The sequence below is a fragment of the Planococcus halocryophilus genome (genome assembly GCF_022489025.1).
Taxonomy (GTDB): domain Bacteria; phylum Bacillota; class Bacilli; order Bacillales_A; family Planococcaceae; genus Planococcus; species Planococcus halocryophilus_A.
Map to the genome: position 1 here is coordinate 1 of NZ_JAKVTG010000022.1, position 14,787 is coordinate 14,787.

The window sequence follows — 14,787 nt, forward strand, 5'->3', positions numbered from 1 at the left end:
AGCATGCTCCGTTAATGTCGTGTCAAGTGCAATACGCAATTCAGCAGCGGGTGTTGCTGTCGCCATTTCCATGGATGCTTCGCTCGCTGTAGAATGTCCTCCGTGGCTGTCGGCAAGTGCCGCCGTTGGTACCAGTAAGGCTAGGCTAAGTGGTAAGGCTAAAAGTACTTTGTTTAATTTCATCTAAAATCGCTCCCTTTTTTTCTTTTTTTTTTTCGTTATACAGGCATAACGCAAAGGGTTTAGCTTTAGATCACTTTTTTTGAAAGTAAATTGAAATTAATATTTTGTACTGAGTAATGGTTTGTAAAAATGGCAATAAAAAAAAACCGAGTGCGTAATAAGAGCACTCGGTAATTATATTTTTCATGTATCTAGAAAATTTTTGCCGATCAGTTCTTTTGAAGCAAAAATAAATTCCTCCACTAGACGAACTGAGTTTTCGAGATCATCCAAGTCGATAACTTCAATCGGTGTATGTGTGTAACGCGAAGGAATAGACACCACTCCCGTTGAGACTCCTGTAGAAGTCATATGAATTGCTCCAGCATCTGTTCCGATGCCCATAAAAATTTCTTGTTGATAAGGAATGTTTTTTTCTTCAGCAACTTTTTCTAAAAGACCTGTAACAAGAGGATGAGAAATCAATGACTTGTCAGCTACTTTAATACATGGTCCTTCTCCAAGTTTTCTTGTTCCTGTCATCAAGACATCGTACGTATCACTTGTTGGCGTCGTATCGACAGCCAATGCAAAATCTGGTTTGATACCTTGTGACAATACAGATGCACCTCTTAATCCTACTTCTTCTTGAACCGTGAAGACGCAGTAAATGTCGCCATGTTTAGCTTCTTTGTTTGACCGAAGATTATTGATCAGTGCAATTAACACTGCGCAACCTGCGCGGTCATCCAAAGCTTTTCCGATTACTCGATTTCGCTTTTTGTCACCCGCCAATTTCAATTTGCTCCCATAGCTTATCGGTTGGCCGACTTTAATCCCCATTTCTAGAACTTCCTCTGCCGAAGATGCGCCGACGTCAATGTATAAATCACGGTGAGAATCAATTCGCTTTGGGTCATCCCACTTTACATAATGAACAGCCAAAGCGCCAATTACACCTTCGATATAACCCGCTAAACTTTTGATGGTAACTGATTGCGCTAGCAAGATCCGATTATCAAATCCTCCGAGCTGTTCAAAGCGCAGTGTGCCATTCGGTTCGATTTTCTTAACGATGAAACCTATTTCATCTGCATGTGCTGCTAGTAAAATAGATGGCATTTGAGAATCTGTCGCTTTTACTGTAGCAATCAAATTACCAAGCGGATCAACTTCTAGTTGATCTACTTTATCTTGTATTTCTTTTTTGATAAAGCGTTGAACATCTTGCTCAAAGCCACTTGGCCCTACTAAATCACACAAATCTTTCAATAGTTTATACAAAGTCCATCCACCTCAAATTATTGATTTGATAAGTATACATCCGTCATTAAATCGTTGCTCATTGGATGTGGTTTATAATCTTCTACATAGTCACTTTGTGCAAGTGGTGGCGTTGTATATGCCAACATCACCCAAGGCGCGTCTTCTTGAAATAATTGTTGTGCTTCCTTATAAAGTTCAGTTCGTTTATCCTGATCAATAGTTTCACGGGCTTCCGTGATCAAAGAAGTAAATTCGTCACTCTTATAGAAGGCAATGTTTTGTGCGGGTACTTCCGCATTTGTTTTACTCAAGTTTGGATATAAGAAGTTATCAGGGTCCGCCATTACACCTGTCCAACCATACATGGCCATACTATGTTTTCCGTTCTTAGTGTCTTCTAGATACGTTGCCCACTCCATTGAAACAATCTCTGCTGTAATGCCAATTTCGGCTAAATCAGATTGGATTGCTTCAGCGATTTTCATCGGTTCAGGTAAATACGGACGTGGATTGCTCATCGTATATAATTCAGTTTCAAAACCATTTTCGAAGCCAGCTTCAGCTAATAGTTTTTTCGCTTCTTCGACATCGTAATCGTATTTTTTCAACTCATCATTATGACCCCATAACGAAGGAGGTAACGGACTCGTTGCCGGATCTGCTAATCCATTATAAAAAGCATCAACGATCTCTTCTTTATTGATGGCCATGTTAATTGCTTTTCTCACCAATGGATCATCAAATGGTTCTTTTTCCATATTAAACGCCATGTAACCAATATTGAAGCTTGGACGCTTCTGCAGTTCAAGTCCTTCCGTTTCTTCTACGATATTAGTGTCCCCGGCATTCATCCCGTCTAAAATATCAATTTCTCCAGTTTGTAATGCATTCAAGCGAGCTGCATTTTCAGGGATTACTTGATAGATAAGCTTATCCAAGTAAGGTTTTCCTTCCACCCAATAATTCGGATTTTTTGCTAGTGTAATAGTACTGTTCCGGCTCCACTCCTCAAATTGGAAGGGTCCTGTCCCTACCGGATGCTCATATAATTCCTCACCATATTGCTCAATGGCAGCTGGGCTGGCAATTCCGAACATAGAAATGGCTAAGTAACTAAGAAATGGAGCAGTTTTCCGTTTTAGTTTTATTTCAAGCTCATGATCACCTGTCGCTTTGACATGTTCGATTAAATGATTTTCGTCACCTTTAAATCCTCCATAGAGAAATGGATAGTATGGAAAGTCTCCTTGGTGATATGGATTTTCTGGATCCATCCATCGTTCAAAGTTAAAGACAACAGCTTCTGCGTTAAAATCAGTTCCATCATGAAATTTAACGCCCTCGCGTAATTGGAATGTCCAGGTCAAGCCATCTTCGCTAGAACTATACTCTGTAGCCAGTTTCGGTTGTAATTCTAAATTGTCATCGTACTCCAGTAATGTTTCAAAAACATTATGGGTGATTCGGATGGATTCACCATCCGTGACATTGATTGGATCTAAGCCGACTGAGTCAGCCCCACGTCCGTAAATCAATGTGCCACCTTGTTTATCTTCTTCCGTCATTTCTTTCACATTGTTTTCTGAGCTTTCTTCTTTCGTGCTTTCCGAGCAAGCAGTAAGCAATACTAGCAACATTAATAAAAGATACATTGAACGCTGTAAATTTCTTTTCACTCTTTTCCCTCCAATATGTTTTTCGTTAATTTCTTCTACATAACGGAAGTAAATTCCGATAATAATAGACATTAAGAAGATAATTATAAATATAATCATGTTAATGTGAAATATCAAACGAATATTCTAAATTTTGAAAACAAATAAATCGCTTAAAATTTCTCAATAAAAAACCACCCTATTTGCCTTACATAGAGTGGTTCGCTACATTAAAATTTTCTTGGATCCATTTTTTCGTCTGTATTATATGATTGATTGATCACTTTAACTAGTTGTTCAATCTTATTCAATATGTCTAATGCCAGTAGACCATTTCCTTCTGCGGTTTTCGGATAGCCAATAGACATAGTTCGCCGAACTAATTGAGCATATAATTCAGCCTCTGTCAGTTCACGAGCAAACTCTTTTTCGGCAATGTTCTTAATTAATGCTAACGCTCCTGAAACATGCGGTGTTGCCATCGAAGTTCCTGAAAGGCTGGCATACTTGCCACCAGGAAATGTTGAATAGATATCCACTCCCGGAGCTACTAAATCGATTTCATCATTCGTATTGCTGAAATTGGCAATGCGACGATTAAAATCCGCAGCCCCTACTTGAATCACTTCCCCGTAAGCTCCCGGATAAGCATATTCGTTTGTATCGTATTTATTGTCTCCTTCGTTTCCTGCTGCACACACTACTGGAATTCCTGCATCCACAGCCCGTTTCACTACCGCATGCAATTCTTCTACATCTTCTGGACCACCTAAAGACATGGAAATGACATGGACACGCTCGCCATTTGGTCCTCTCCAATCAATTGCAAACTGTATGCCGTCGATAATTCCTTGATATTCTCCGCCACCTTCACCGGACAATACCTTTAAAATAAGTAACTGAGCTTCAGGAGCCACACCTGCTATTCCTCCACTTTCTCTATAAGAAGCAGCAACCGTTCCCGCAACATGTGTCCCATGACCATTGTTATCATCAAAATTCGTCGCATCTGCATCGTAATCAGGTGTAAAATTTTTTCCATCCACAATTCTACCTTCTAAATCAGGGTGATCAGGCTGACATCCTGTATCTAAAATCGCGATAATTTTCCCTTTTCCTTTTTCTGCCCACTGCCATACTTCTGGTGCTTGAATCATCCGCACCCCTCTAGGAATTCGTGGTGCCTGATCTGCGATTTCTTCTACTCGGTAAGGAATTAAATTTAACTTCGCCATTTAGTTCACTCCCCTTAATTTCCAGTTTTTTTCTTACTTCCCTAATTCGTCGTATCCCTCTCGAATCCTTTATTATTCCAATGAAAAAACCCGAAGCTTATTAAGCACCGGGTTTTCCATTTTTTATAATTGTCTAAATCCACCTGTGTTAGCACGCACATTGACCTCTGAATATTTCTTGACATCAAGTTCTTTTGATAGCATCGTGCCTACCCATCCACCGATAAATCCAAGCGGTACAGAGAATAACGCCGGGTTGGTCAATGGGAAAATTGGATCTCCTACAAAAATTGCTGCACCCGCTACTGGATTCATTACACTTGGACTTAAGGACACCAGCACTAACGCCGAAATCAATCCTGTTAGAATTGCCGATACTGCCCCTGTAGTATTAAATCGTTTCCAGAAAATCGTGTAAAGAATAACTGGTAAATTGGCACTCGCCGCAATACAGAAAGCCAGAGACACGAGAAACGCCACATTTAGGCTTTGCGCAAAGATAGCCAACAAAATTGAAAACGCGGATACCCCAAGAGAAGCATAACGAGCTGCCAACATTTGCTGACGTTCAGTCGCTTGACCTTTTTTAATAATTTGACCATAAATATCATGAGCAAAAGCCGAAGCACCAGTCAAAACCAGACCCGCTACTACGGCAAGAATCGTAGCAAATGCGACTGCAGATATAAATGACATTAAAACATCGCCACCTAAGGCTTGCGCCAATAGAGGTGCTGCCATATTTCCAGCAGGGTTTGTTGAAGTGATTAAATCAGACCCAACAAAAGCTGCGGCCCCGAAACCTAGGAAGATGGTCATTACATAGAAAATCCCAACAATCCAAGTTGCCCACATAACTGAGCTTCGTGCTGTTTTCGCATCTTTTACTGTAAAAAAGCGCATCAAAATGTGAGGCAATCCTGCAGTTCCTAGAACCAAGGCAAGCATAAGTGAAATGGTATCCAACGGAATTTTGTATTTCACTCCAGGACTTAAATACGCTTCTCCATGAGGCGTTGCCGTCTTCATCTGCGTAAACATGTCTAGAATATTAAAGTTGAAATTTTTGAGTACCAGGAAAGATAAAATAACTGTACCGACCATCAACAACACCGCTTTGATAATCTGTACCCAACTTGTCGCTGTCATACCTCCAAATAATACATAGATAGTCATCATGATACCAACTAGCAACACAGCCCATATGTAATCAATGCCAAACAGCAATTGAATCAATGCTCCTGCTCCAACTAATTGAGCAATCATATAGAATATGACAATTGTGATAGAACTTAATGCCGCTGCTCCACGAACTTTTTTGGCATTAAAGCGTGCGTTGATCATATCAGCAAGCGTGTATTTCCCTAAATTGCGCAGTGGTTCAGCAACAATAAAAAGAACTACTAAATAGGCCACAAGATAGCCGATAGAAAATAGGAAACCATCAAATCCAAACAAAGCGATGGCTCCGGCAATTCCTAGGAAAGAAGCTGCTGATAAGTAATCTCCTGCAATGGCTAAGCCATTTTGCCAACCAGTCAAGCCGCCTCCTGCTGTATAAAAGTCACTCGCGGAATTTGTACGTTTTGCTGCAAAATAAGTAATGACAAGGGTGATTCCCACGATAAAAATAAAAATGGATATAACCGTAGCATTCATTTTGTTTCCTCCTCGTCATAATCAAATTCTTTTAACGTAGCTTTAGCCATTGCATCAAATTTTTCGGCTTTTTTCATGTAAACGGTTACAAGAATCCATGTCATGGCGAATAAAGAAAAAGCGAATACCCACACCCATGTGATGTCTCCAATGAAAGGCGCGTCCAACCAATTGGTATAGGAAATCACGATATTAAATAAGAGATAAAGCCCTAGAAATAATGCCGTCGTCGAGATAAGAAAGGTCTTCTTTTTACGCATCAACTCTCTGAAATTGGATGAGTTCTCGATTTTTTGAAAATCTGGCTCCTTAACCACTGGCCTTTCATGCGTTACCTTTTTCTCTCCCCTCGCATCCTGCTGTGTGTCATTTTCTGTGATTACTTTCGTCACGTCTTTCACCCCTCGATTTTAGACTTTTCTGAATCTAAAAATAATTAAAGCACTTTTAATTTTCCACGTCAATCATTATAAGTAAAAAAATGTAAGGATAGTTCTTTTAACACTAATACATAAAGGTTTTTATAGTAGTTTAGAGAATACAGTAGAGTAGCTTAAAAGTGAGGAGTCGATAAAATGAAGAAATGGATGATTTATGGAGCAAATGGCTATACAGGCGAACTGATTGCTAGAGAAGCTGTGAAGAGAGGATTATCACCTGTACTTGCAGGACGTAATGCCGATAAAATCAGACCATTAGCCGAGGAACTGTCACTGGCATTCCAAGCATTTTCGTTAAATGACCATGCAGCAAAACAGTTGAAAGACATAGATTTGGTTCTTCACTGTGCAGGTCCTTTTGACCTGACAAGTAAACCGATGATTCAAGCTTGTCTGCAAGCAAAGGCGCATTACCTAGATATTACAGGAGAAATTTCTGTATTCGAATACACTCATTCACAACATGCTCAAGCAGTTGAAAAAGACATTATTCTTTGTTCTGGAGTCGGATTTGATGTTATCCCGACTGACTGCACCGCTTTAAAGTTAAAAGAGGCATTGCCCGATGCAATTGAATTATCTCTTGGTTTCGATTCGGATTCAGGCGTTTCACCAGGAACGTTTAAAACGATGATCCAAGGTCTCGGATCAACTAGCATGCATAGAAAAGACGGTGTGCTAGAATCTGTCGCACTTGGCAGTCAGCACCGAACCATTGATTTTGGAAGAGGTTCACGTTCTGCTATGGGAATTCCTTGGGGCGACGTTTCGACCGCTTTCTATACAACTGGTGTACCGACCATTTCCACTTGGATTCCGATGAGCAAACCAAAAGTTCAAAGCGCTCGTTTGATGAAAGTCGCGAGTCCCTTGTTTGCTTCCGATTGGGTAAAAGATAAGTTACAGAAACAAGTAGAAAAACGAGTAAAAGGTCCGAATAACGAATTCCGAGCTAACACGCCTGCTTATATTTGGGGAGAGGCAAGAAACGCGGAGGGCGTTATGAAAGTCGCTCGAATTCAAACCGCGAATGTTTACGATTTAACCGTTTACGGCTCACTTGATATCGTTCATCGTCTCTTGAGTGAACAAATCGATGGGGGCTATTATACACCTGCCGGACTCTTCGGTTCGAATTTGGTAGAAAAGTTACCAGGATCAGGAGCATTTGAAATCGACACATTTTACCCTCGATAAAAAAAGCCAAATTCGAGTAATTCGAATTTGGCTTTTTTCTTAATGATTATGAATTTCTCATTAATTGCATTCGTTGATTAAACAACGTAGGGTACGACAAGAAACCAAGCATAACACTTGTCACAGCAGCAGTTGTCAATAGTAAGAACATGATGAGCAACTGAAATTGAACAGCTTGAATCGGGTCTGCCCCCGCAATAATTTGGCCGCTCATCATCCCTGGTAACTGAACGAGTCCTACCGTTTTCTGGCTTTCAATCGTTGGAATCATACTGGCTTTGATCGACGTGATTAGTTGCCGGTGAATCGCCTGTTTAGGCGTTCCTCCGAGTGATAAGATCAATTCGGTTTGATCTTGATGTGATTCTACTTCCGCTGTAAAACGATTCAAGAATAATATTGATAAGACCATCGAGTTTCCGATGACCATACCGCTAATCGGGATAATGTATTGCGCAGTAGCTGGTGTGATATTAAAGCCAAGCAAAATACTTTGCGTGAGCACTTCTACAGAGATTAAGGTAACCGCAACTTTTGTCGCAATGCCTTGAATCGCCGCTCCTTTTTTCTGCGCGTTATGTGTTGCTGCAACGACCATCAAACCAACCATCATGAAAATATAAAGTAAGCTGTCTGAATCAAAAACGAACTTCAGTACATAACCGACTGCCAATAATTGTACAATCGAGCGTAACGTTGCAATGATTGTGTCTTTCTCTAATCCAAGCTTTAAGGTTTTAGATAACACAAGAGGAATCAATACGAAAATTAAAGTAATCGATAACGTCAGGTAGCTCATTCTGCTTCCCCCCTGACAAACCGTTTGACTTTGTCATTTACCGGATCTTTCAGTAATTCACTTTCACCTGTTTCAATCACTTCGCCGTCCATCATGACCCATGTATAATCACCAATTTCAAGCGCTTGTTGCAAGTTATGAGTAATCCAAATAATCGTGGTATTGTATTTCCGGTTGATCTTAACTATTAATTCTTCAATTTCTCTTAAAGAAGTACGGTCTAAAGAAGACGTGATTTCATCAAGTAACAAAACTTCCGGTTTATTGACGAGCGTTCGAGCAATGGAAACTTTTTGACGTTGACCACCAGACAAATCTTTCACCTTCCGCTCAAGAAGCTCTTTTTCCAATCCAACATCATGTAGTAATTCAAGCGCATCATCTTTCGACAACGATTCTCCTTGAAGTTCTAGTGGCAAAGTTAAATTTTCATACACGCTGCCTGTAATCATAGGCGCACTTTGAAGTGCGATCCCGACTAAGCGGCGTAACTCAACTGGTTCATAGCTTTCAATCGCACGATCTTTAATATACACTTCTCCCGATTGCGCTGAAAATAATCCATTGCATAATTTTAATAAGGTCGTTTTTCCCGCTCCGGATGGGCCAACTAATGTGGTAATTTTTCCTTCTGGAAAAGAACCGGTAATGCCTTTTAAAATAGGGGTCGTGTCAAATGAAAAATCAACATGATTAAAATGGATAGCCGGTTTATATTTTACAGACATACAGTTCACTTCCTTTCAGGCAGAAAAACAGCACACGTTTTACGGTGTGCTGCTTTGTTGCTATTAAGCTTCTAACTTGCGTTGTGCAAATTCATCATCCATTTTCAAGAAGTATTCTCCGCCTTCTTCAATGGCTTTTACTCTTGCAATAATATCACGGAATGATTTTTCTTCTTCCATTTGTTCTTCGATAAACCAATCTAAGAACGATAATGTCGCATGTTCTTCTAATTCACCAGCCAATGTGACCAATGCGTAAATATTGCTCGTCACGCTTTTCTCTTGAGCCAATGAATTTTCTAGTACATCTAACGCACTGACAAAATGATTTTTTGGTTCAGTCAATGCCTGTAATACTGGCTTTTCATCCATTGTCACTAAATATTGATAAAACTTCATCGCATGGTAATGTTCTTCTTTTGATTGGATTAAATAGAAGTTTGCAAAACCATGGTACCCTTTTTTCGAAAAATACGCTGCCATTGCCGTATACGCATGTGCTGCTTGTAATTCATTATTAAATTGATCGTTTAACGCATTCGTTAGTTTTTCTGATAACATGTTTTATTCCTCCTATTTCTTATTTAGAATTATTATAATGTAGTTAATATAACATAGCCTTGTTAAACAATCAAATCAAATGAGAATAAAGTATTTTAATTGAGAATTTATATCACTTATGGAAAGGTTATACCTTTTTCAGACGATAATTATTATCATTTAAAACCTCTCGAGACTAATAACTTATTTTTAGTAACAAGATGTAGTACGATATTACGTAGATAGTCATGTAGGGGGAACTAAAATGACAACCATGAAGCTAGATCCAAAAGTATTTGCAATATTAAAAGAGAAAATTCAAATGATCCAAACTGAAGAAGGCGCCGTGTACTTAATGGGTCCAATCCGGCTACCTGTGAATTTATATGAAGAAACTTTTGTATTCAATTGGTATTGCTGGTTGAGTCTTGACGAAGTTACGGAAGATTACGAGGGCATCATCGAAAAACTTAACTCAGCTAACCTTGCTGAATATCAACAATCGAGTGTTCTTGTATATGGAGACTTCGAAAATAATGAAGAAGCATTAATCCGCATGCACTCTATTTGTCATACAGGTGATATTTTTGGCAGTAAACGTTGTGATTGCGGCTATCAACTAAAACAATCGATGAAGCGAATTACCGACCACGGTACAGGTGCATTGTTTTATTTAGCAAATCACGAAGGGCGCGGCATTGGTCTCTTCAGCAAAGCAATGGCGTATGTTCTACAAGAAAATGGCTATGATACCGTTGAAGCAAATGAACAATTAGGATACGTGGATGACTCCAGAAATTATGGGGATGCGATTGCTGTACTACAAGCACTTCGCACTAAACCTGTAACTTTGATGACTAACAATCCTAAAAAAGTCGATGCTATCGAAAAAGCCGGATTGCAAATTGCATCCAGAACCTCTCTTTGGGGAGACGAATCCGAATACAACAAAGACTACTTGCAAACAAAAATCGATCGTTCTGGACACCTAAAGGACGAGGAGGATATTTTGCATGTCAAACCATGATTTTTATATGAACCTTGCTTTGACGAATGCGCAAACGTTAAAAGGGCAAACAGACCCTAACCCTCTCGTTGGCTCTGTTATCGTTAATGACAACCGAATTGTTGGCATTGGAACGCATCTTAAAGCTGGTGAGCCACATGCTGAGATTCATGCACTCCGCATGGCGGGTGACATGAGTCGAGGCGCTACTATTTATGTAACACTTGAACCTTGCTCTCATTTCGGTCGTACCGGTCCTTGCGCGCAAGCGATTATCGATGCGGGCATTGAAAAAGTGGTCATCGCAACTTTAGACCCGAACCCCATCGTTGCCGGAAATGGTGTACGAATGCTAAAAGAAGCAGGCATAGAAGTAATTGTGGGCGTTCGCGAGGAGGAAGCCATAAAGATGAATGAAGTCTTTAATAAATTCATCGTAACGAAAACTCCTTTTGTGACATTAAAAGCTGCGTCTACACTGGATGGCAAAATCGCCACCCACTCTCTTGATAGCAAATGGATTACAGCAGAAGAAGCACGATTAGATGTTCACTTGATGCGTAGTCAGCATATGGCCATTCTGGTAGGTGTTGGCACTGTTATTGAAGATGACCCTGAGTTGACGGCGCGTATTTCGAACGGTCGAAATCCGCTTCGTATTGTACTAGATTCCACATTGCGTATTCCGCTCGATTCCAAACTCGTTACAGATGGCATTGTTGATACATGGATTTTCACCAGTAAAAATTACGATACGGATAAACGACAGGCATTAGAAAAATTAGGCGTTTCGATATTTGAAACTAGCCATGATACGCAAGTCGATGTCGTCGACGTTGTTCGCATGCTCGGTGAAAAAGGCATTTCTTCACTCTTTATCGAAGGTGGCGGCACTATCAATGCAGCGTTTCTAGAAAACGACTTGATCGATAAAGTGGTATTTTATTTTGCCCCTAAACTTGTTGGTGGGACAATGGCGCCGACTTTTATTGAAGGAACAGGTGTGGAATGGATGAAAGATGCCATAGAATTGCGTGATGGTGAATTCAGTAAAGTCGGGAAAGACTTTAAATTTACAGGCTATCCTGAAAAGCGAGGCAGCAGCACATGAAATTCGGTTTTGATATAGACGATACCTTGATTAATTTGCGTGAATACGCCTTTCATTATTACCAAAAACAATTAGACCAACCAGTAGATATCGCTATTTTCCACGGTTTGAATCGTGTGGAAATACATGAAGCATTCGGTTTAAGTAATGAAGATGGGAAAAACATGTGGGATCGTTCGTTAGACTTTTTGTATTTCACTGACTGTCCGCTGTATTCTGGTGCACTTAAATTATTAAAGCAGCTCCAGTCAGACGGTCACGAAATCTACTATATAACGTCGCGTCCACTCGAACACACGGAAAATACATTCAACTGGATGGTTGAAAAAGGCTTTCCTATCGTAAGAGAAAACTTTTTCTGTGGTATGAAAGATTCGGAAAAAGTGGAGATCATTAAAAGCTTGCAGTTGGATTATTATTTCGATGACAAGCCAGCTGTTTTAAATACGTTAACGGGTGAATCCGTGAACGTGATTGTTAAAGATCAATCGTATAACCGCCATCTCGATTTGCCACGTGTTGAAAACTGGGACGAGTTGGGCGATTTGATGAATAGTGAAATAAAGTAAATAAATGTCGTAGATGAAACACAGGCAAAATGCTTCAGGTAGGCATTTGCCTCGTTTCTTTTGATAGTAGAAAAAAGGGCGGAGAAATTTCTCCGCCCTTTTTTTATTCAACTAAATCTTCTTCACTTAAATGACATTCTCCAAAAGCGTCATCTAATGTGTCGTATCTCCCTAAACGATGAACTTTCCCATTTCTCATTTGCATGTACGTGTATATCGTGACATGACCACTTTGGTGTTCCCAAGTAGCTTTTTGAACACAAATCACTTCGTCACCTTTAGCGTAATAGTCTTGTGTTTCCATATGAATGCCTGACTGTTCAATCCACTTCTGCAAAATATCATGACCTTCTGCGACACCTCTAGGCCCGACCAATTCAATATGCGGATCTGAAACTTCAAGTACAGCTTTAATGTTTTTGTCGTTCACTTTTTCAATCCATTGATTTGCAATGTTGATGGTATTCTCCATTTTCTCTTCTCCTTTCCTATAAAATGCATACACGTTTCCACGTAGCTCTATAAAGTCGAAAAAGAAGATAGGAAAAAACCTATCTTCTTTAGTAATTCTCGTTTTTCAATTTTTTAAACGTCTTCACGAATTTATCTGGGTCCGTATAGATCATATAAGTCAATACACCGCGGTGCGTATGAAGGTATAACAATCTGGCTTCTGAAGAAAACGATTTGTAAGAGATATCCCATACATTCGCAACATGAAATTGTGAACCTGGTGTTATCAACGTATCTTTATATAAGTCAATATTGCGTTCAGTTTCAACGATTTTCATTTCGCCAGCCTCTATGGAACGTTCTGTGTCGATATAAGTGATGGATGACAATAACTTTAAATGATCCATGCCGGCATTCCTCCTAAGGAGCTTTTAAAGCAGTTTATCGTAGAAACAGCATTTTACGCAAAACATCTGTTTATATTTATGTGAAACTACCTGCTTCAAGTAACGTAAACAACCAATTAATGTTAAACTATTCTCACAATATCTTCTGTATGGAGGAGTGGCGATATGGAAAGTTGGTTTGGTGCGACATCTACTCATTATTTCACTCTTTTTTCTACGAGCCACTTGATCGTACTTACTGTGGCTCTTATCGGAAGTCTTCTTCTTTTTTCATTTAAAAATAAGTTGAAAGGTAACCAACAAGGGACCAATTGGTTACGCTGGACATTGCTAGCTTTACTCTTAGCATCGGAAATCTCTTATCATTATTGGGCTATCACCAATGACGTGTGGCGCTTTCATAACCAGATGCCTTTTCATCTATGCGGAGTCGCTTCTGTAGTTTCGATAATTGGTTTACTGACTATGCGTCCCTTCTGGATTCAACTGGCCTTCTTTTTCGGCATACTTCCTGCCTTTTTAGCGTTAGTTACTCCTGAATTGCCTTATGATTACCAGCATTTTCGTTTTTGGAAATTCTTTATTCACCACACGGCTATAACATGGGCTTGTCTGTATTTAGCTTTAAGTCGTCCTCAAGCTATTACGATGCGGTCTTTTTTTTCAACTTATAGTTTACTGCTTGTTTATGCCGCTGTAATTGGCTTTTTTATCAATCCATGGACTGATTCTAATTTCCTTTTTTTAATGCAGCGCCCCACAACGACTTCTCCGTTAGACTTTTTTGGCGAAGGCATCTGGTATTACATTAACCTTTGTTTAACCACTTTTGCGTTATTTTTCATTCAATACTTACTGTTTCGTAAATTCGTTAAGCACTCGTGAATTGACTTAGTAATCCACTAAGTCTAACGCAAGGTAATAGTAAACATAAAAAAAGCTTCCGGAACCGGAAGCTTTTCAGACTGTAGACAAAAGAATATTTACTCAATTTTGTATGCATATAGGATTCTCCGCATTTAGTGGACGCTTTCCGCGGACTCCGCGCTGAGCCTCCTCGTCGCAAGCTCCTGCGGGGTCTCACCACTTCGTTTTTCCGCTGGAAAGTCAGTGACCGAAGAAATTCGGGCAGTGACTTTGCGACGAAGCTAGCGTAGCGATGCAGGAGCATATCTTTGCCCTTCGCCACTAGGTGCTCCGAATCCTGAAGCGAGTGAGTAAATTTTTTTGATAGGTTACTTTTATGGTGAAGTGCACTCAAATATCTCATAGTAATCGAAGCTGGAAACCTTCAACTAGGTTGGTCACGAAGACTCCTATGGGAGCAGCGTAGCGACGTAAGAGACCCCGCAGGAATAGCATTGGCCGAAGCCTGCGAGGACAAGCTTTTGCGACGAAGCTAGCGTAGCGATGCAGGAGCATGGGTTTTCAGTGACGAGGAGGCTGAAGCTGAGCCCATGGAAAGCGAAGTGGCCAGCCTAGTTGAAGATTATGCATCATTATTCAGTTTAATAAGACTTTGTCTACAAGCTGTAAGCTTCCGGAACCGGAAGCTTTTTT

Annotated in this window: 15 protein-coding genes and 1 pseudogene; 5 read left to right on the forward strand and 11 right to left on the reverse strand. The window is 40.0% G+C overall.

What is annotated here, in order from left to right:
- From MLE13_RS16715 to MLE13_RS16740, 6 genes and pseudogenes are all read right to left on the reverse strand, one after another.
- Positions 1-183, reverse strand: a pseudogene (locus MLE13_RS16715) (copper amine oxidase); the annotation flags it as partial.
- 183 nt (positions 184-366) lie between these two features.
- The gene (locus tag MLE13_RS16720; protein WP_240750904.1) at positions 367-1,446 is read right to left on the reverse strand and encodes a M42 family metallopeptidase; all 1,080 of its coding nucleotides are present in this window, start codon (positions 1,444-1,446) and stop codon (positions 367-369) included.
- 17 nt (positions 1,447-1,463) lie between these two features.
- A complete protein-coding gene (locus tag MLE13_RS16725) occupies positions 1,464-3,104 on the reverse strand; it encodes an ABC transporter substrate-binding protein (protein ID WP_430905223.1) in 1,641 nt (546 codons plus the stop codon).
- Between the two features lie 209 nt (positions 3,105-3,313).
- The gene (locus tag MLE13_RS16730; RefSeq protein ID WP_240750906.1) at positions 3,314-4,318 is read right to left on the reverse strand and encodes a S8 family peptidase; all 1,005 of its coding nucleotides are present in this window, start codon (positions 4,316-4,318) and stop codon (positions 3,314-3,316) included.
- Positions 4,319-4,441: 123 nt separating this feature from the next.
- Entirely contained in the window at positions 4,442-5,977 is a 1,536-nt protein-coding gene (locus MLE13_RS16735) for a solute symporter family protein (RefSeq protein ID WP_240750908.1), read from the reverse strand.
- Positions 5,974-6,369, reverse strand: coding sequence for a DUF485 domain-containing protein (locus MLE13_RS16740; RefSeq protein ID WP_240750909.1), 396 nt, complete (start codon positions 6,367-6,369; stop codon positions 5,974-5,976). Before MLE13_RS16740 ends, MLE13_RS16735 begins: the two co-directional genes overlap by 4 nt.
- Before the next feature lie 183 nt (positions 6,370-6,552).
- Between MLE13_RS16740 and MLE13_RS16745 the strand changes: the two genes are divergently transcribed.
- Positions 6,553-7,614, forward strand: a complete 1,062-nt coding sequence (locus tag MLE13_RS16745) for a saccharopine dehydrogenase family protein (protein WP_240750911.1) — start codon at positions 6,553-6,555, stop codon at positions 7,612-7,614.
- Positions 7,615-7,660: 46 nt separating this feature from the next.
- Here the strand turns inward: MLE13_RS16745 and MLE13_RS16750 are convergent, their stop codons facing one another.
- The 3 genes from MLE13_RS16750 to MLE13_RS16760 form a co-directional block, all read right to left on the reverse strand.
- Positions 7,661-8,413 (reverse strand): ABC transporter permease, encoded by a 753-nt coding sequence (locus tag MLE13_RS16750; protein ID WP_240750913.1) that lies wholly within the window; start codon positions 8,411-8,413, stop codon positions 7,661-7,663.
- A complete protein-coding gene (locus MLE13_RS16755; RefSeq protein ID WP_240750914.1) occupies positions 8,410-9,141 on the reverse strand; it encodes an ABC transporter ATP-binding protein in 732 nt (243 codons plus the stop codon). Before MLE13_RS16755 ends, MLE13_RS16750 begins: the two co-directional genes overlap by 4 nt.
- Before the next feature lie 63 nt (positions 9,142-9,204).
- The gene (locus tag MLE13_RS16760) at positions 9,205-9,702 is read right to left on the reverse strand and encodes a ferritin (protein ID WP_240750916.1); all 498 of its coding nucleotides are present in this window, start codon (positions 9,700-9,702) and stop codon (positions 9,205-9,207) included.
- Between the two features lie 244 nt (positions 9,703-9,946).
- Here MLE13_RS16760 and MLE13_RS16765 point away from each other — a divergent pair, with 244 nt between their 5' ends.
- Genes MLE13_RS16765 through MLE13_RS16775 form a run of 3 tightly spaced genes read left to right on the forward strand, consistent with a single transcriptional unit; the run spans position 9,947 to position 12,367 of the window.
- A complete protein-coding gene (locus MLE13_RS16765) occupies positions 9,947-10,708 on the forward strand; it encodes a GTP cyclohydrolase II (protein WP_240750917.1) in 762 nt (253 codons plus the stop codon).
- Positions 10,695-11,798, forward strand: coding sequence for a bifunctional diaminohydroxyphosphoribosylaminopyrimidine deaminase/5-amino-6-(5-phosphoribosylamino)uracil reductase RibD (ribD, locus tag MLE13_RS16770; protein WP_240750919.1), 1,104 nt, complete (start codon positions 10,695-10,697; stop codon positions 11,796-11,798). The genes MLE13_RS16765 and ribD overlap by 14 nt, the downstream gene beginning before the upstream one ends.
- Positions 11,795-12,367 carry a 5' nucleotidase, NT5C type gene (locus tag MLE13_RS16775; RefSeq protein WP_240750921.1) on the forward strand — a complete coding sequence of 191 codons (573 nt, stop codon included), beginning with the start codon at positions 11,795-11,797 and terminating at the stop codon, positions 12,365-12,367. The genes ribD and MLE13_RS16775 overlap by 4 nt, the downstream gene beginning before the upstream one ends.
- Before the next feature lie 103 nt (positions 12,368-12,470).
- Here the strand turns inward: MLE13_RS16775 and MLE13_RS16780 are convergent, their stop codons facing one another.
- Together MLE13_RS16780 and MLE13_RS16785 are read right to left on the reverse strand one after the other, a co-directional pair.
- Positions 12,471-12,839 carry a nuclear transport factor 2 family protein gene (locus MLE13_RS16780; RefSeq protein WP_240750923.1) on the reverse strand — a complete coding sequence of 123 codons (369 nt, stop codon included), beginning with the start codon at positions 12,837-12,839 and terminating at the stop codon, positions 12,471-12,473.
- Positions 12,840-12,927: 88 nt separating this feature from the next.
- Positions 12,928-13,227, reverse strand: a complete 300-nt coding sequence (locus MLE13_RS16785; RefSeq protein ID WP_240750925.1) for a hypothetical protein — start codon at positions 13,225-13,227, stop codon at positions 12,928-12,930.
- A 165-nt stretch (positions 13,228-13,392) separates the two neighbouring features.
- Here MLE13_RS16785 and MLE13_RS16790 point away from each other — a divergent pair, with 165 nt between their 5' ends.
- Positions 13,393-14,112: a TIGR02206 family membrane protein gene (locus tag MLE13_RS16790; protein ID WP_240750927.1), complete on the forward strand. Its 720-nt coding sequence runs from the start codon at positions 13,393-13,395 to the stop codon at positions 14,110-14,112.
- Positions 14,113-14,787: the final 675 nt, after the last annotated feature.

Excerpts from the sequence above, each read along its gene's own strand:
- MLE13_RS16730 (WP_240750906.1), bottom strand. The coding sequence starts at position 4,318 with ATGGCGAAGTTAAATTTAATTCCTTACCGAGTAGAAGAAATCGCAGAT.
- MLE13_RS16735 (WP_240750908.1), bottom strand. The coding sequence starts at position 5,977 with ATGAATGCTACGGTTATATCCATTTTTATTTTTATCGTGGGAATCACC.
- MLE13_RS16745 (WP_240750911.1), top strand. The coding sequence starts at position 6,553 with ATGAAGAAATGGATGATTTATGGAGCAAATGGCTATACAGGCGAACTG.
- MLE13_RS16750 (WP_240750913.1), bottom strand. The coding sequence starts at position 8,413 with ATGAGCTACCTGACGTTATCGATTACTTTAATTTTCGTATTGATTCCT.
- MLE13_RS16755 (WP_240750914.1), bottom strand. The coding sequence starts at position 9,141 with ATGTCTGTAAAATATAAACCGGCTATCCATTTTAATCATGTTGATTTT.
- MLE13_RS16760 (WP_240750916.1), bottom strand. The coding sequence starts at position 9,702 with ATGTTATCAGAAAAACTAACGAATGCGTTAAACGATCAATTTAATAAT.
- MLE13_RS16765 (WP_240750917.1), top strand. The coding sequence starts at position 9,947 with ATGACAACCATGAAGCTAGATCCAAAAGTATTTGCAATATTAAAAGAG.
- ribD (WP_240750919.1), top strand. The coding sequence starts at position 10,695 with ATGTCAAACCATGATTTTTATATGAACCTTGCTTTGACGAATGCGCAA.
- MLE13_RS16775 (WP_240750921.1), top strand. The coding sequence starts at position 11,795 with ATGAAATTCGGTTTTGATATAGACGATACCTTGATTAATTTGCGTGAA.
- MLE13_RS16780 (WP_240750923.1), bottom strand. The coding sequence starts at position 12,839 with ATGGAGAATACCATCAACATTGCAAATCAATGGATTGAAAAAGTGAAC.
- MLE13_RS16785 (WP_240750925.1), bottom strand. The coding sequence starts at position 13,227 with ATGGATCATTTAAAGTTATTGTCATCCATCACTTATATCGACACAGAA.
- MLE13_RS16790 (WP_240750927.1), top strand. The coding sequence starts at position 13,393 with ATGGAAAGTTGGTTTGGTGCGACATCTACTCATTATTTCACTCTTTTT.